The sequence below is a fragment of the Streptomyces sp. NPDC017979 genome (assembly GCF_044328175.1).
Taxonomy (GTDB): Bacteria; Actinomycetota; Actinomycetes; order Streptomycetales; family Streptomycetaceae; genus Streptomyces.
This window is the reverse complement of sequence record NZ_JBIRGU010000001.1, coordinates 1,330,940-1,347,188: the sequence shown is the minus strand read 5'-3', so window position 1 is coordinate 1,347,188 and position 16,249 is coordinate 1,330,940. Positions and strand designations below refer to the sequence as shown.

15 protein-coding genes and 1 rRNA gene are annotated in these 16,249 nt (G+C 72.2%); 13 read left to right on the top strand and 3 right to left on the bottom strand.

Going from position 1 to position 16,249, the window contains the following annotated elements:
* Positions 1–157: 157 nt before the first annotated feature.
* From rrf to ACH4E8_RS05815, 8 genes are all read left to right on the top strand, one after another.
* Positions 158–274: ribosomal RNA gene (rrf, locus tag ACH4E8_RS05850) — 5S ribosomal RNA — on the top strand.
* An 82-nt stretch (positions 275–356) separates the two neighbouring features.
* The gene (locus ACH4E8_RS05845) at positions 357–1,007 is read left to right on the top strand and encodes an HAD family hydrolase (protein ID WP_398444654.1); all 651 of its coding nucleotides are present in this window, start codon (positions 357–359) and stop codon (positions 1,005–1,007) included.
* 18 nt (positions 1,008–1,025) lie between these two features.
* Positions 1,026–2,201, top strand: coding sequence for an acetoin utilization protein AcuC (locus ACH4E8_RS05840; protein ID WP_398444652.1), 1,176 nt, complete (start codon positions 1,026–1,028; stop codon positions 2,199–2,201).
* 110 nt (positions 2,202–2,311) lie between these two features.
* Positions 2,312–3,142, top strand: coding sequence for a phosphatase (locus ACH4E8_RS05835; RefSeq protein WP_398444651.1), 831 nt, complete (start codon positions 2,312–2,314; stop codon positions 3,140–3,142).
* Positions 3,143–3,270: 128 nt separating this feature from the next.
* The gene (locus tag ACH4E8_RS05830) at positions 3,271–3,483 is read left to right on the top strand and encodes a helix-turn-helix domain-containing protein (protein WP_003958488.1); all 213 of its coding nucleotides are present in this window, start codon (positions 3,271–3,273) and stop codon (positions 3,481–3,483) included.
* A gap of 143 nt (positions 3,484–3,626) precedes the next feature.
* Positions 3,627–3,725: a 30S ribosomal protein bS22 gene (locus tag ACH4E8_RS05825; RefSeq protein WP_003948845.1), complete on the top strand. Its 99-nt coding sequence runs from the start codon at positions 3,627–3,629 to the stop codon at positions 3,723–3,725.
* Positions 3,726–3,972: 247 nt separating this feature from the next.
* Positions 3,973–5,055, top strand: coding sequence for an NAD-dependent epimerase/dehydratase family protein (locus tag ACH4E8_RS05820; RefSeq protein WP_398444649.1), 1,083 nt, complete (start codon positions 3,973–3,975; stop codon positions 5,053–5,055).
* Between the two features lie 34 nt (positions 5,056–5,089).
* A complete protein-coding gene (locus ACH4E8_RS05815) occupies positions 5,090–6,184 on the top strand; it encodes a lysophospholipid acyltransferase family protein (RefSeq protein ID WP_398444647.1) in 1,095 nt (364 codons plus the stop codon).
* A 102-nt stretch (positions 6,185–6,286) separates the two neighbouring features.
* On the opposite strand, the gene ACH4E8_RS05810 is transcribed toward ACH4E8_RS05815, so the two are convergent.
* From ACH4E8_RS05810 to ACH4E8_RS05800, 3 genes are all read right to left on the bottom strand, one after another.
* Positions 6,287–7,510 carry a DUF5667 domain-containing protein gene (locus ACH4E8_RS05810; protein WP_398444645.1) on the bottom strand — a complete coding sequence of 408 codons (1,224 nt, stop codon included), beginning with the start codon at positions 7,508–7,510 and terminating at the stop codon, positions 6,287–6,289.
* 290 nt (positions 7,511–7,800) lie between these two features.
* On the bottom strand, positions 7,801–8,658 hold the full coding sequence (locus ACH4E8_RS05805) for an ECF subfamily RNA polymerase sigma factor, BldN family (protein WP_398444643.1): 858 nt from the start codon (positions 8,656–8,658) through the stop codon (positions 7,801–7,803).
* Positions 8,659–9,011: 353 nt separating this feature from the next.
* On the bottom strand, positions 9,012–10,007 hold the full coding sequence (locus tag ACH4E8_RS05800; protein WP_398444641.1) for an HAD family hydrolase: 996 nt from the start codon (positions 10,005–10,007) through the stop codon (positions 9,012–9,014).
* A gap of 105 nt (positions 10,008–10,112) precedes the next feature.
* Between ACH4E8_RS05800 and ACH4E8_RS05795 the strand changes: the two genes are divergently transcribed.
* The 5 genes from ACH4E8_RS05795 to ACH4E8_RS05775 all read left to right on the top strand — a co-directional run bounded on the left by ACH4E8_RS05795 (position 10,113) and on the right by ACH4E8_RS05775 (position 16,145).
* On the top strand, positions 10,113–10,388 hold the full coding sequence (locus ACH4E8_RS05795; protein ID WP_398444639.1) for a glutaredoxin family protein: 276 nt from the start codon (positions 10,113–10,115) through the stop codon (positions 10,386–10,388).
* A gap of 732 nt (positions 10,389–11,120) precedes the next feature.
* On the top strand, positions 11,121–11,864 hold the full coding sequence (locus ACH4E8_RS05790) for a redox-sensing transcriptional repressor Rex (RefSeq protein ID WP_398444637.1): 744 nt from the start codon (positions 11,121–11,123) through the stop codon (positions 11,862–11,864).
* A complete protein-coding gene (locus tag ACH4E8_RS05785) occupies positions 11,861–13,522 on the top strand; it encodes a glutamyl-tRNA reductase (RefSeq protein ID WP_398444635.1) in 1,662 nt (553 codons plus the stop codon). Before ACH4E8_RS05790 ends, ACH4E8_RS05785 begins: the two co-directional genes overlap by 4 nt.
* Complete coding sequence (gene hemC / locus ACH4E8_RS05780) at positions 13,519–14,478, top strand: hydroxymethylbilane synthase (RefSeq protein ID WP_398444632.1); 960 nt, start codon at positions 13,519–13,521, stop codon at positions 14,476–14,478. Before ACH4E8_RS05785 ends, hemC begins: the two co-directional genes overlap by 4 nt.
* Positions 14,475–16,145 (top strand): uroporphyrinogen-III synthase, encoded by a 1,671-nt coding sequence (locus ACH4E8_RS05775; RefSeq protein WP_398444630.1) that lies wholly within the window; start codon positions 14,475–14,477, stop codon positions 16,143–16,145. The genes hemC and ACH4E8_RS05775 overlap by 4 nt, the downstream gene beginning before the upstream one ends.
* The last annotated feature ends 104 nt before the right edge of the window (positions 16,146–16,249 follow it).

Sequence of the window (16,249 nt, the reverse complement as noted above, 5' to 3'; positions counted from 1 at the left end):
GTTGATAGGCCAGATCTGGAAGCCGGGTAACCGGTGGAGGTGACTGGTACTAATAGGCCGAGGGCTTGTCCATATTTGCTCGCGTCCACTGTGTTGGTTCTGAAACCACGAACAATCAAACCCGTGTCAATGTCCGGGGTTGTTGGTTTCGTAGTGTTTCGGTGGTTATAGCGTGAGGGAAACGCCCGGTTACATTCCGAACCCGGAAGCTAAGCCTCACAGCGCCGATGGTACTGCAGGGGGGACCCTGTGGGAGAGTAGGACGCCGCCGAACAATTTTTAGCCGTGGTCCCCTGGAGTTTATCTCCAGGGGACCACGGCCTTTTTGCGTTTCCGGGCGTGCTTAGGCTGACCGCATGACCTATGACCTCGTGATCTTCGACAACGACGGTGTGCTCGTCGACAGCGAGCCCCTCGCGAACGCCGTCCTCGCGGCCTATCTGACCGAGCTGGGGCACCCGACCTCGTACGAGGACTCGTTGCGTGACTACATGGGCGCCGCGGTGCACCGGGTGCACGACCTAGTCGGGGAGCGGACCGGGCAGCAGCTGCCCGCGGACTTCGACGAGACGCTGCACGCCCGCACCTCCGCCGCGTTCGAGGACCGGCTCCAGCCCGTGGAAGGGGTCACGGAGGTACTGGAGAAGCTGGTGGCGAGCGAAGTGCCGTACTGCCTCGCGTCGTCCGGGAGCCACCAGCGCATCAGGTTCGGGCACCGTACGACCGGGCTGGACGCCTGGTTCCCCGAGCCGATCGTCTTCAGCGCGCAGGACGTCGGCCGTGGAAAGCCCGCACCGGACCTGTTCCTGCACGCCGCCGAGCGGATGGGGGTCGCCCCCGAGCGGTGCGTCGTCGTCGAGGACAGCGTCCTCGGCGTGCGGGCGGCGCTGGCGGCCGGGATGGACGTGTACGGGTTCACGGCGATGACGCCGGCCGCCAAGCTCGAAGGCGCCAAGGGGCACTTCGCCGCGATGGCCGAGTTGCCGGCGCTCCTGCTCGGGAACTGAGCGGATACGGTGGCGGGCATGAGCGGCCGCGGAATGCTGATGTGGGACGAGGCGGTAACGAAGTACGACTTCGGGGACGGCCATCCGATGGACCCCGTACGGCTCGCGCTGACCATGGGGTTGGTGCGGGCCTACGGACTGGACCGGGTGGTGGACGTCGTCGCCGCGAAGCCCGCCGGCGACTCCACGCTCGGGCTCGTGCACCGCGAGGACTACGTCGCGGCCGTGCGCGCGGCCTCCGCGGACCCCCGCAGCGCCGACCAGTCCTACGGCCTGGGGACGGTCGACGACCCCGCCTTCGAGGGGATGCACGAGGCGTCCGCGCTGATCGCCGGGCAGTCCGTGGGCGCCGCCGAGGCCGTCTGGCGGGGGGACACGGCGCACGCCGTGAACTTCGCGGGCGGGCTGCACCACGCGATGGCGGGTTCGGCCGCCGGCTTCTGCATCTACAACGACGCGTCGCTGGCGATCGCGCGGCTGCTGGAGCTGGGTGCGGAGCGGGTCGCGTACGTCGACGTCGACGTGCATCACGGGGACGGTGTCCAGGCGGCGTTCTGGGGCGATCCGCGGGTGCTGACCATCTCGCTGCACGAGCACCCCCGGTTCCTGTTCCCCGGCACCGGGTGGCCCGAGGAGACGGGCGCCGCGGGCGTCGCGGAGGGGAGCGCGGTCAACGTCGCGCTGCCCGGCGGAACGGGCGACGAGGGGTGGCTGCGGGCCTTCCACGCCGTGGTGCCCGAGCTGCTGGCCGACTTCCGGCCGCAGGTGCTGGTGACCCAGCACGGCGCCGACACGCACTTCGAGGACCCGCTGGCGCACCTGGCGGTCTCGCTCGACGCCCAGCGGCTGGTGCAGGAAGCGTGCCACGACCTGGCGCACGAGCACGTCGACGGCGGGCGGTGGATCGCGCTCGGCGGCGGCGGTTACGCGGTCGTGGACGTGGTGCCGCGGTCGTGGACGCACCTCGTGGGCATCGCGGCCCACGCTCCGGTGGACCCGACGTCGATGGTGCCGCAGGAGTGGCGGGACCAGGTGTACGCGCTGACGCGGCAGCCGGGGCCGCTGCGGATGACGGACGGGCGGACGCCCGGCTGGCGGGAGTGGAGCGCGGGGTACGACCCGGCGGACCGGCTGGACCAGGCGGTGCTGGCGACCCGGCGGGCGGTGTACCCGCTGCGGGGGCTGCTGCCGTAGCGCCCCTCCGGGTCGCGTCGGCGCGTTGTCCCGTCGGGCGCCTTCGACCGATCGTGGGGAGGACGGGCGAAACGGGGACCCGGCGGCCCGGGGTGCGGGAGCATCGCCGGATGGGTGGGTCCCCGGTGGTGAGCCGCACGGAGCTGCGGGCGCAGTTGGTGGCGGGCGGTCTGGCGGGCGTCGTGGGCACGGCGCGGGAGCAGAGCCTGCGGCGGTACCGGCAGTTCGCCGCGCGCGACCCGCGGGTGACCCTCGGTCTGCTGCCGCAACGGCCCTGGAACGAGCGGGACGTGGTCGCGCTGATGGCGGACAAGTGCGGAGTTCCGGCCGATTTTTGCCGGGTCCGAGGGCCGGACCTCATCGACCCGGAACGGACCCTGGACGCGCTGGACGCCTTCGCCGGCCGCCTTGCCCGGGCGGCCGCGGGGCGCGGCGCCGTACTGCTGGGAACGGGACATCCGGGCCGGTTGCTGGGGTTCTACGCCGGCCTCGCAGACGCCTTGTCGGCGGCGGGCTGTCTCGTCCTCACCCCCGCGCAGGGCAGATGTGTCGACATAACGACCCGGTTCGGCGTACGCACGTACAACCTGGCCTACGTAAGGGGAGTCGCGCTGGTGCGGGAAGGAGGCGCACGGGGGTTCGCGGGTGCGACCGGCGCACACACCCATTCCCCACTGCCCCTACGGGCAGCCCTGGAGGGTCTGGCGGAGGGCGACGGGCCCCTGCCCGATCTGGTCGTGGGGGACCACGGATGGGTCTGCGGAGCAGGTCAGCTGGGTCTTGACGTCATCGGGCTGGGCGACGTGGACGACCCCGCGCTGTTCGTCGGGGAGGCCGAGGGCCGGGTGTCGGTGGTGGTCCCGCTGGACGACGGGGCTCCGGAGGAGGCGTACCGGCCGCTCATGCGCTATGTACTCAAACGCGCCTGTCTGTCACAGTAGGCGGCCGTTGGCTGCTCCTCTTCCCCACTCGTATCACGCGCCCCTAGTCTGGGGAGTGAGCGCACAGCGACGAAGAGTCACCGGAGGGGAAGCCGGTGGGCGTCATGTGCGGAAGGTACAGGTGGGTCATGGCTGCTGGCAGCGAGAGGCCTCTCAACGAGGTCAAGTTCCTTACCGTGGCGGAAGTCGCCTCGGTGATGCGGGTGTCGAAGATGACTGTGTACCGCTTGGTGCACAGCGGGCACCTGCCGGCTATCCGGGTGGGGAGGTCCTTCCGGGTGCCGGAGCAAGCGGTGCACGACTACCTCCGCGAGTCCTTCGTGGGGGTGGAATCCGCTTGACGTTCGGCTGCGGGTGCGCGGTGCGGATCGTGCGGCCGCCCTCGGATTACAAGCTCAGTGCTCGGGCGGGTAGGCTAGGCCGACGTAGGTCGTGTGGGCCCAGACGCCCCGCACCGAGTGAAGAGAAGTGAGCGAGGGTAGTCGTGGGCTCTGTTATCAAGAAGCGGCGCAAGCGGATGGCCAAGAAGAAGCACCGCAAGCTGCTCAAGCGCACCCGCGTTCAGCGTCGTAACAAGAAGTAAGTCTTCTTACGAACGCTGCACGTGTCGCACGTGTGTCGTGGCCCTCTCACCGTCCGGTGGGAGGGCCACGGTGCGTTCGGGGAGAGACGGCCGCCGACGGAAGCAGTCGGCGGCAAGGGCGCGGGGAGGCACCGGCACGGTAAAAGTGCGCCGCGCGGGCGTCACAGTGCAACAGTGAGCCGCTACGGTGACGTTTGAGGCCGGGACCAGGCCCGTACACAGCAGTTTTGAGGGAAGGCGCGGACTCTTGGGGAAGGTCGTGCTCGTCACCGGGGTCGCCCGACAGCTCGGGGGCCGTCTCGTGCGGCGCGTCCTGCGCGACCCCGAGGTGGAACGGGTCGTCGGCGTCGACGCTGTCGTGCCGGAGCACCACCTCGGCGGCGCCCAGTTCGTCCGGGCCGACATCCGGCAGCCCGCGATAGGGCGCGTACTGGCCGAGCACGGCGTCGACACGGTCGTCCACCTGGACGTCACCGGGACCCCGCTGGGCGCCGGCGGGCGCACCTCCGTCAAGGAGACCAACGTCATCGGCACGATGCAGCTCCTCGGCGCCTGCCAGAAGTCGCCGACGGTGAAGCGGCTGGTGGTGAAGTCCAGTACGAGCGTGTACGGCTCGGCGCCCCGCGATCCGGCCGTCTTCGGGGAGACCACCCCGCCCAAGTCGCTGCCGAGCGGCGGCTTCGCCAAGGACGCCGTCGAGGTCGAGGGGTACGTCCGCGGCTTCGCGCGGCGCCGGCCGGACGTGGCGGTGTGCGTGCTGCGGTTCGCGAACGTCCTCGGGCCGTGCGCGGACTCCCCGCTCGCCGAGTTCTTCTCGCTGCCGGTGATGCCGACCGTCTTCGGCTACGACCCGAGGCTCCAGTTCGTCCACGAGGACGACGTCGTCGACGTGCTGCGGATCGCGCTGCACGAGCCGCGCCGTGGCACCCTCAACAGCGGCACGTTCAACATCGCCGGCGACGGCGTGCTGCTGCTGTCGCAGTGCTCGCGACGGCTGGGCCGGCCGACGCTGCCGGTGCCGCTGCCCGCGGTCACCTGGGTCGGCTCGGCGCTGCGCACGGTGGGCGTCACCGACTTCTCGCCGGAGCAGATCCGGCTGCTGACGCACGGACGGGTGGTCAGCACCGTCCAGATGCGGGAGACCCTGGGCTTCACGCCCGCGTACACGACCGCGGAGACCTTCGCCGACTTCGCCCGCAGCCGGGGCGAGGGCCTGGTGCCGCCGCAGGCGCTCGCGCGGGCCGTGGACCGGGTCGGGGAGGCGCTGGGGTCCCCGACGGCCTCCGGGGGCCGCGCCCCCGCCGTACCGACACAGAGCGACGCCGGATGATGGACACCGGATCCGGATGAGGAGCGCACCGACGATGGCGGACGCCAAGGTCATTCCCTTCGACGACGACCGTGCGCGCGGCAACGTGCAGCGGTCGGCCGGTCAGCGGTCGGGGCGACGACGCTCCGCGGCCGGGGGCGGTCGGCGCGACCGGGCCGAGCCCGCCGCGGTGCGCGCGGCCGGTGCCGCGGACGGGCGGGAGGCGGTCGTGCCCGGGCAGGCGTCGGGCGTCGAGCCGCCGGCCGCACGGGCGTCGGGACCGAGTCCTGCGGAGGGGCCCGGCGCGGGCGGCGGCTGGGAGCAGCGGCTCGCGAGCGGGCTGGCGTTCTTGCGCCGCCGGGTCACCGGGGAGTACGAGGTCGACGAGTTCGGCTACGACCGGGAGCTGACCGACCAGGTCCTGATGACGCTGCTGCGGCCGCTGTACGAGAAGTACTTCCGGGTCGAGGTGAAGGGCGTCGAGAACATCCCCGCACAGGGGGGTGCGCTGGTGGTGGCGAACCACTCGGGCACGCTGCCGCTCGACGGGCTGATGATGCAGGTCGCCGTGCACGACAACCACCCGGCGCAGCGGCACCTGCGGCTGCTCGCGGCGGACCTGGTGTTCGTGCTGCCGGTGGTGAACGAGTTGGCGCGCAAGGCGGGGCACACGCTGGCGTGCGCGGAGGACGCGGAACGGCTGCTGCGGCGCGGTGAGGTCGTCGGGGTGATGCCGGAGGGGTTCAAGGGCATCGGGAAGCCCTTCGGCGACCGGTACAAGCTCCAGCGCTTCGGGCGGGGCGGCTTCGTGTCGACGGCGCTGCGGGCCGGGGTGCCGATCGTGCCGTGCTCGATCGTGGGCGCGGAGGAGATCTACCCGATGATCGGCAATGCGAAGACGCTGGCGCGGGTGTTGGGGCTGCCGTACTTCCCGGTGACGCCGACGTTCCCGTGGCTGGGGCCGCTGGGTGCGGTGCCGCTGCCGACGAAGTGGACGATCCAGTTCGGGGAGCCGATCGCGACGGACGGGTATCCGGCGGAGGCCGCGGAGGACCCGATGTTGATGTTCAACCTGACGGACCAGGTGCGGGAGCAGATCCAGCACACGCTGTACAAGCTGTTGGTGCAGCGGAGGTCGGTCTTCTTCTGAGGCCGTCGGCGGGGCCGGGGCGTTCGCGGACGTGGGAGAGGGGTGTGGCACTGACCGGAGTCAGCGCCACACCCCTCTTCCGTACGGCCGGGGCTCCGTCCGCTAGCGGTCTTCCTCGGCGCTCAGGCCCAGGCCCGGGAGCAGCCCGGGGAGCAGGGGCGGGAGGGTGACGTCCGGGCGGGGCGCGTCCGCGTCCCTGCCGGGGGAGGGCGTGGTCGCCCCCGAGGGCGGGGAGAGCAGGTCGCCGGCGCCGCCGAGCAGGCCCTGTTCCTCCGGTGTGCGGGAACCGGGCTCCGACGGGCGCGGCTTGCTGTCGCCGCCACTGCCCGGTGTGGCGCCCGGTGCGGACGGGGTGGTGCGGCCGTCGGCCGGGGGGGTGTCCGCGGTGTCCTGCGAGGAGGTGCCTTGCCGGTCGGAGCCGCGGCCCTGCTCCGGGGGAGTGGGCAGCAGGGACTGGAGCGGCTCGACTTCCTGCTCTATGGCGTCGAAGACGTCTGTCACGTCGTTGCTGACGTCGGCGAGTTGGAGGGGGAGGCGGTCCCGGAGGCCGATCCACACCTCGCGGTGGGCGCTGGAGAACGAATTCAGCTTCTGGAGGGGGCCCAGGGTGCCGTCCCGCTCGTACGCCGCGGACAGCAGCCGGTGGGCCTCGGTGGCGTCGTGCCGCATGCCGTTGAGCGCGCGGCGGATCTCGCCGAGGGATTCGTGGTCCAGGTCGCCGCCCCGGCCCCGCTCCATCAGGCGGCGGGCCTCGCTGAGCCGGGTGGACGCCTGGTCGAGGTAGAGCTCGCCGCGGTCGGAGTCGCCGTCGGCCATGCCGCGGCGGATGTCCTCCATGCCGCGCTTCAGGCCGTACAGCGAATCACCGGGGAGGGCGTCGGAACTGGCAGCGGCCACTCCGCCGAAGGCGCCCGCGGCGACACCGACGGTCAAGCCGCCCGCCGCGAGGCCCTTCGACCAGCGGGAGCGGGGCCGCAGCCTCCGGAACGGGGAGGCCCGATGGGCGCCGCGGCCGGACTTCCGCTGCTCGGGCACCGTAGGGCCCGCGGACCCTTCGCCCGCGGATGCGCCTGCCGCGCCCTCCTTGAACATGGCTTCCATGGCGGCCACGAGCTGTGCCCGCTGCACCACCTTGACCTCTGGGTCCAGGTCCGGCTTCGGCAGTTCGCCGAGGCCGGTCGCCAGGGCCAACAGCCGCCCGGGCTCGGCCGATCCGGCCGGACCGGCCGACTCGGCAGAGCCGTCGTCCGGCTGCGTGGCCGCCTGATCTTCCAGGGCCTGGGCGAAGGCGTTCGCCCGCCGGTGCGCCGATACGTTCGCGATCACTGGCGGCACCTCCTCTCGTCATGACGGTCGACTCCCCAAGGGGTCTGGAGGGTTGCACGATCTACGCGCATCCACTCGATGGAGTGAGCGGCTGCGGGCAGGGCGTGACCACAGGGAGCCTGCATCCCGCACAACGAGCGGCGCGGCACTTGGGTTACGCGCGAAGGATGATCGGACCAGTGCGTCATCGAGGCGTCACCGAAGGTGAGTTGGGGTCGGGGGACGAGTGGGGGGTCGTGGTGCGGTGGCGGCGGTGCCGCCGGGGGCGGCGGTACGGCGGACGGCGCGGCTCAGCGGGCGTCCTCGGGCAGCAGCCGGGCGAGGGTGCGCACGGCACGGTACTGGAGGGTCTTGATCGCGCCTTCGTTCTTGCCCATCACCCGGGCCGTTTCGGCCACGGAGAGTCCTTGCAGGAAGCGCAGGGTGACGCACTCCTGCTGTTGGGGGTTGAGCTTGCGGACGGCTTCGAGCAGCGCGGCGTTGGACAGGGACTCCAGGACGGAGTCCTCCGGGCTGCGCTCGACCTCGTTCGCGTCGAGCATCTCGCCGGTGGTGACCTCCAGCCGGAAGCGGCTGGACTTGAAGTGGTCGGCGACCAGGTTGCGGGCGATCGTCACCAGCCAGGCGCCGAAGTCGCGGCCCTGCCAGGTGAAGGTGGAGATCCGGCGCAGGGCGCGCAGGAACGTCTCGCTGGTGAGGTCCTCGGCGGTCGCCTTGCCGCCGACGCGGTAGTAGATGTAGCGGTAGACGGTGTCGCTGTACTGGTCGTAGAGGCGTCCGAACGCCTCGGCCTCGCCCGCCTGGGCGCGTTCGACCAGTTCCATCATGCGGGCGCTGTCGCTGTCCGCGCTGGGGCGGCGGACTCCCGACGGTGCGGTCGAAGCGCCGCCGGCGCTACGGCTGTTCCGTCTGGCGACCGCACGGCCCCCACCGGGCCGCTTCCCCTCGACGACGGCGCTGCGCGCCGGCCCCTCCTTGTAGGCGTCGGCCAGGGCGTAGCAGGGGGCGGCGGGGCCGCCGGTGGCGAGGCGGGGGATGCTGAGGGCGGGGACGGCGTACGCGGTGGGGACGAAGCCGCGCAAGTGGTCGAAGACCGTTGCGCGGAGCGTAGCCAGGCCCGAGGCGTCAACCCCGACGTGTGGGTACACGGGACTCCAAAGGCAGAGCTTCCATCACGTGCAGTGCGGGACCGTTCACCCAACGTGGTGGTGGGCGGGTCTCGTATGCGTCTGAGGAGAATAACGCTTCGTACAGGCAGTGCTACACCCAGTTGCTCAAATCATCGTTTCCGTCGCTTCTGTTACCCCTGTACGACGGATCGGGTAGCCGAATATGAGCGGTTGGTGATCGGAAACGTTCGGATTGGGGCGTCTGGCGAGCCGTGGGGTGTGTCGGGTTCGCAGTTGTGTTCGTTTGCACGACGGGCGTGACGGGCGCAGTCGGGGCGTGATCGGGTGCGCCCCGTGGTGCGGGAGCGGCGGTCGGGGGAGGGCGTGCGCCGTCAGCGGCGGCGGCGGTGCAGGGCCACGGCGGCCGCCGTGCCGCCCGCGAGGGCGCCCACGCCGGCGGCGGCCGGGATGCCGACCTTGGCCGCCTTCCGGCCGGTGCGGTAGTCGCGCAGCCGCCAGTCGCGTTCGCGCGCGTGCTTGCGCAGCTTGGTGTCCGGGTTGATCGCGTACGGATGTCCTACGAGCGACAGCATCGGGATGTCGTTGTGCGAGTCGCTGTACGCCGCGCAGCGCGCGAGGTGCAGGCCCTCGGCGGCGGCGAGGGCGCGGACCGCCTCCGCCTTCGCGGGGCCGTGCAGGGGTTCGCCGACGAGCTTGCCCGTGTAGACGCCGTCGACGGACTCGGCGACCGTGCCGAGGGCGCCGGTCAGGCCGAGGCGGCGGGCGATGATCGTCGCGGTCTCGACGGGGGCGGCGGTGACCAGCCAGACCTTCTGGCCGGCGTCCAGGTGGGCCTGGGCGAGGGCGCGGGTGCCGGGCCAGATGCGGTCGGCCATGTACTCGTCGTAGATCTCCTCGCCGATGCTCATCAGCTCGGAGACGCGGTGGCCCTTGACGATGGAGAGGGCGGACTCGCGCACGTCCTGCATGTGGTCCGGGTCCTCGACGCCGGCGAGCCGGAACCAGGTCTGCTGCCAGGCGAACCGGAACAACTCGCTGCGCTGGAAGAACTTCCGCTTGTAGAGGCCGCGGCCGAAGTGGAAGAGGGCGGCGCCCTGCATGACGGTGTTGTCGAGGTCGAAGAAGGCGGCTGCGTGGGGGTCGCCGGGGACGGGGAACTCGGGCGGTGCGGGTGTCTCCGCGGGGGCCTCGGGCTGCGCCGCCGCCTCTCGTGCCGGTGCCGGTGCGGGTGCCGGCGCCGCGTCGGCCGTGTCGGGCTCCGCGTCCCGGGTCGCCTTGCGCGCCGCTTCGGCCGCGGCCTCGCCGGCGAGCACGCTGCGCGCGGTCGCGGAGCGCCTTCGGGGGGTGAGCCATCCCAGTGCGGCCATACCGCGAGCATAGCCAGTCTGTTCGGGCGTTCCCGACCTGCGGGGATGCGGCTGGGTGAACACCGGGGTGCGCTTGCGTGACGGGGGTCGGCGGACAATGGGCGCATGAGTCCTTTGCTGCGGCGCAGGAAGAAGAAGGCCGATGAGCGGGTGGTGACGCTGATCGGGAAGCCCGGGTGCCATCTGTGCGACGACGCGCGTGCGGTGGTGCAGGAGGTGTGCGGGGCGACCGGCGCGGCCTGGGAGGAGAAGGACATCACGCAGGACGAGGCGCTGCACCGGGAGTACTGGGAGCAGATTCCGGTGGTGCTGGTGGACGGGGAGCAGCACACGTTCTGGCGCGTGGACGCGGAGCGCCTGCGGCGAGCGCTGGTGGGGTGACGGCGCGGTCGCTCGCGGCGCGGTTTCCGTGCGGGTGCGGTGGTCTGTGCGGCCTGGTGGTGGGCTGGTCGCGCAGTTCCGCCCCCTACGCCCAGAGGGCGTGGGGGGACCCCAGCGCCCCTGACATTCCCGCCGTTTCCGTGCGGGTGCGGTGGTCTCCGCGGGCCGGTGGTGGGCTTGTCGCGCAGTTCCTCGCGCCCCTAGACACCACGCCGATTCCCCCCGGGGCAGGTTGGTCTCTGCGGACCGTGGATGGTTCTCGCGCAGTTCCCCGCGCCCCTAAAGCCCCTGCCCCAGCCCGCAGGCAAGCGACTGGGGGAGCGAAACAGGGGCGCTGGGGGTGCCACCAAGCCTTCCGGGCGTAGGGGGCGGAACTGTGCGACAAGCACACCACCGGCCCGCAGGGGCCAGCGCACCGGTGGGGAAACGGCGAGACGGCCGAGCCGCGGGCGGTGCACGGCACTATCCCTCGGGGGCTGGGCGAGGCACAGTGGAGGCGTCTCGGGGGGCTCGGGAGGAGTGTGGGCGGTTTTGCGGCCTTCCGGTCTGCAACGGGGCTACGCGGCGACTGGTTCCAGGTTTGCGCGATCTATGCGCGTGACCCCGATCACTTTGCTCGGACAAATCGGACACTATCTTTGTGCACGCGTTCACAAAGACATAGCCTGCTGTCGACGGGGCGGTCTTGGGACACACGGCCGCCTAGAGCTTCGCTCATCCCGCAGGAGCACCGTGGCAACTGGCCGAAATCACCGACCGGCGACCCGTAGCCGAGGAATCCCCGAGGCCACCGTCGCCCGGCTTCCGCTGTACCTGCGGGCGCTGACCGCTCTGTCCGAGCGGTCCGTGCCCACGGTGTCCTCCGAGGAACTGGCCTCGGCGGCGGGGGTCAACTCTGCCAAGCTGCGCAAGGACTTCTCGTACCTGGGCTCCTACGGCACCCGCGGCGTCGGGTACGACGTGGAGTACCTCGTGTACCAGATCTCCCGCGAGCTGGGGCTGACCCAGGACTGGCCCGTGGTCATCGTCGGCATCGGCAACCTCGGCGCGGCGCTCGCCAACTACGGCGGGTTCGCCTCCCGCGGCTTCCGGGTCGCGGCGCTCATCGACGCGGACCCGGCGATGGCCGGGAAGCCCGTCGCGGGGATTCCGGTCCAGCACACCGACGAGCTGGAAGCGATCATCAGCGACAACGGTGTGTCGATCGGTGTCATCGCGACGCCCGCGGGGGCCGCGCAGCAGGTGTGCGACCGCCTCGTGGCCGCCGGCGTCACCTCCATCTTGAACTTCGCCCCCACCGTCCTGTCCGTGCCGGACGGCGTCGACGTGCGCAAGGTCGACCTGTCGATCGAGTTGCAGATCCTCGCCTTCCACGAGCAGCGGAAGTCCGGGGAGGGCGCCGAAGCGCCGGCGCTCGACGCGGCTGCCGAGCGGAAGGGACCTGACGGGGACATGCCCGCCGTGATGCCGGCATGAGCCTCCTCGTCGTCGGACTGAGCCACCGCAGCGCGCCGGTCAGCGTGCTGGAGCGGGCGTCGCTCTCCGCGGACGCCCAGGTCAAGCTCCTCCAGGACACCGTGGCGACCGAGCCGGCCGCCGAGGCGGCGGTGCTCGCCACCTGCAACCGGATCGAGCTGTACGCGGACGTGGAGAAGTTCCACGCCGGCGTCGCCGAGCTGTCGCAACTGCTGGCGCACCACAGCGAGGTGGGCCTCGACGAGCTCACCCCGTACCTCTACGTGCACTACGAGGACCGGGCCGTCCACCACCTCTTCTCGGTGGCGTGCGGGCTGGACTCGATGGTCGTCGGCGAGGGGCAGGTCCTCGGCCAGATCAAGGACGCACTCGCCCGCGGCCAGGAGCAGCACACCGCGGGCCGGCTGATCAACGACCTGTTCCAGCAGGCCCTGCGGGTCGGCAAGCGCGCCCACAGCGAGACCGGGATCGACCGGGCCGGGCAGTCGCTCGTCACCTTCGGCCTGGAGCAGCTCGCGGACGGGACGCCCGTCACCGACTGGGCCGCGGACAAGCGAGTCCTCGTCATCGGCGCCGGCTCCATGTCCTCGCTCGCCGCGACGACCCTCGCCCGGCTCGGCGTACGCGAACTGGCCATCGCCAACCGCACGCTGGACCGGGCCGAGCGGTTGGCCGCCTCGCTCGTGGAGGCCGGCGCGGAGAGAGTCCGAGCGGTGCCCATGACGGACGTCGCCACCGAACTGACACGTGTGAGCGCGGTGGTGTCCTGCACCGGCGCGACCGGTCTCGTACTGACCGCCGACGCGGTCACCGAGGCGCTCGCCGTGCCCGAGGCGCCGGCTCCGGCCGCCGTCGGCACCCTGCGCGCCCCCGACGGCAGCCTGGTCGCCCGGCTCGCCGAGACCGCCACCCGCGACGGCCGCGTACGGGACCGGGGCACCCGGCTCGCCGAGACGCCCACCGCCGTCGACGGCGGCTGCCCGGTCGGGCTCGACGAGGCGCACAGCGCCGCCGACCTCACCCAGCACGGCGTCTGGGTCGACAACGCGGCCGGCGCCGCGGCTGCCGGAACGTCCCAGCGGCCCGCCGGGCGCCCCGTGAACGGCGCGGGCGGCCCCGTCCGCCTCGCCCTGCTCGACCTGGCGATGCCGCGCGACATCGACCACGCCGTCCACCGGATCCCCGGCGTACGGCTGGTGGACATCGAATCCCTCGCCGAGGCGTCCGCCGACGCGCCCATGGCCGCCGACGTCGACCAGGTGCGCGGCATCGTCTCCGACGAGGTCGCCGCCTTCGGCGCCGCCCAGCGCGCCGCGCACATCACGCCCACCGTCGTCGCCCTGCGCACGATGGCCGCGGACGTGGTCGCCGGCGAGATGGCCCGGCTGGAGGGCCGGCTCAGCGGGCTCGACGACAAGCAGCGCGGCGAGATCAAGCAGACCGTGCGGCGGGTGGTCGACAAGCTCCTGCACGCCCCCACGGTGCGGGTGAAGCAGTTGGCGAGCGAGCCCGGCGGCGCCGGGTACGCCGACGCCCTGCGCACCCTTTTCGACCTCGACCCGGAGACGGTGGCGTCAGTCAGCCGGGCCGACACGAATGGCGCGGACGCCGAAACGGGCGAGAGCGCCGAGACAGTCAAGAAGCAGGGACGACGATGACCGAGAGGGCACTGAGGCTCGGGACCAGGAAGAGCAAGCTCGCCATGGCCCAGTCCGGGCTGGTGGCGCAGGAGGTGCGCCGGATCACCGGCCGACCCGTCGAGCTGGTGGAGATCACCACGTACGGCGACACCTCCCGTGAGCACCTGGCGCAGATCGGCGGCACGGGAGTCTTCGTGGCCGCGCTGCGCGAGGCGCTGGCCGCGGGTGACGTGGACTTCGCCGTTCACTCGCTGAAGGACCTCCCCACGACCCAGCCGGACGAGCTGGTCATCGCCGCGGTGCCGCCGCGCGAGGACCCGCGCGACGTGCTGGTCGCCCGCGACGGGCTCACCTTCGAGCAGCTACCCGCGGGCGCGCGGGTGGGCACCGGCTCGCCGCGCCGGATGGCGCAGCTGAACGCGTACGCGCGGGAGCGCAACACCCGCGTGGAGACCGTGCCGATCCGGGGCAACGTCGACACCCGGATCGGATACGTGCACAGCGGGGAACTGGACGCGGTGGTACTCGCCGCGGCCGGATTGAACCGCATCGGCAGGAGCTCCGAGGTGACCGACTTCCTCTCGGTCGACTCCGTCCTGCCCGCCCCCGGCCAGGGGGCCCTGGCGATCGAGTGCACCGCGCAGAACGTGGAACTCGCCGCCCGACTCGCCGAGCTCGACGACCCGGAGACCCGGGCCGCCGTGACCGCCGAGCGTTCCCTGCTCGCCGCCCTGGAGGCCGGCTGCAGCGCACCCGTTGGTGCGCTCGCCGACCTGTTGGGCGACGGCCAGGCTGTCACCGAAATGCGCCTGCGGGGCGTCGTCGGCACCACCGACGGCGCCGAGCTGGTGCAGCTGTCCACCACCGGTCCCGTACCCATGTCGCACGGCGACGCCATCGCGCTCGGTCGCGAACTCGCGTCCGAGATGCTCGCCAAGGGTGCGGCCGGTCTTATGGGGGAGCGAGCGTCTTGAGCCCCACCACCAACCCGACCCCGGCGTACGACTCGGCCAACTCGGCTAACGGGCACGTCACTTTCCTCGGAGCCGGACCCGGTGATCCCGGGCTGCTGACCCTGCGCGCCGTCGATGCGCTCGCGGGGGCCGATGTGGTGATCGCCGAGCCGGATGTGCTCGACGTCGTTCGCGGCCATGCGCGGGCGGGCGTCAGCACGCCTGAGCTGACGGTCGTTGACGATGCGTCAACAGCCGCCGGAATCCCCGTACTCAGGGACGCGGTCAATCTTGTCATGGAGGCCGCGCGCAGCGGAAAGCGGGTCGTCCGTGCGGTCAGCGGCGATCCGGGGCTGGACGCGGACGCGGGGCGGGAGATGCTGGCCTGCGCCGCGGAGGGCGTTCCCTTCGAGGTGGTGCCGGGCATCGCCGCCGCGGTGGGGGTGCCGGCGTACGCGGGCGTTCCGCTGCGGGACGGGCAGGGCGCGGACGTCCGCTTCGTCGACGCCCGCACCGCGAGCGAGCGCTGTTGGACCGAGGTCGGGGCGAGCGACTGCACCGTCGTCGTCTCCGCGACGCTGGACGCGGTCGCCGCGGCGGCCGGGGAGCTGGTGGCCGCGGGCCGCAAGCCGGACACCCCGCTGACCGTGACGGTCGCCGGGACCACGACCCGGCAGCGCACCTGGAGCGCGACGCTCGGCACCATCGCGCAGACCTTCAAGCAGGGCAAGGTGCTGCCGTCGCCCGAGGGCCACCGGCCGGTGATAGCCGTGGTCGGCGAGCGCAGCGCGGCGGCGCAGCGGGATCAGCTCGCATGGTTCGAGTCCAAGCCGCTCTTCGGGTGGAAGGTGCTGGTGCCGCGCACCAAGGAGCAGGCGGCGTCGCTCTCCGACCAGCTCCGCTCCTACGGTGCGGTGCCGCACGAGGTGCCGACGATCGCGGTCGAGCCGCCGCGGACCCCGCAGCAGATGGAGCGGGCGGTCAAGGGGCTCGTCACCGGGCGGTACGAGTGGATCGCCTTCACCTCGGTGAACGCGGTCAAGGCGGTGCGCGAGAAGTTCGAGGAGTACGGGCTGGACGCGCGCGCCTTCGCCGGGATCAAGGTCGCGGCGGTGGGCGAGCAGACCGCGAAGGCGCTGGTGGACTTCGGCGTCAAGCCGGACCTGGTGCCGAGCGGCGAGCAGTCGGCGGCGGGGCTGCTGGAGGACTGGCCCCCGTACGACCCCGTCTTCGACCCGATCGACCGGGTCTTCCTGCCGCGGGCCGACATCGCCACGGAGACCCTGGTCGCCGGGCTCATCGAGTTGGGCTGGGAGGTGGACGACGTCACGGCCTACCGGACCGTGCGGGCGTCGCCGCCGCCGGCGGAGACGCGCGAGGCGATCAAGGGCGGCGGGTTCGACGCGGTGCTCTTCACCTCGTCGTCCACGGTGCGCAACCTGGTCGGGATCGCGGGCAAGCCGCACAACGTGACGGTGATCGCGTGCATCGGGCCGGCGACGGCGAAGACGGCGGAGGAGCACGGGCTGCGGGTGGACGTGCTGTCGCCCGAGCCGTCGGTGCACCGGCTGGCGGAGGCGCTGGCGGAGTTCGGCGCGGGGCGGCGGGACGCCGCGGTGGAGGCGGGGGAGCACGTGACCCGGCCGAGTGAGCGCCGCCCGGGCGGCCGGCGCCGCCGTTCCACCTGACGGTGGGTGTGGGGGCTCGCGGGGTGGTTGCCCCGCGGGCCTCCTTTGACGTTGGCGCCGTTTCCCTGCGGGGGCGTTGGTCTCCGCGGGCCGGTGGTGGGCTT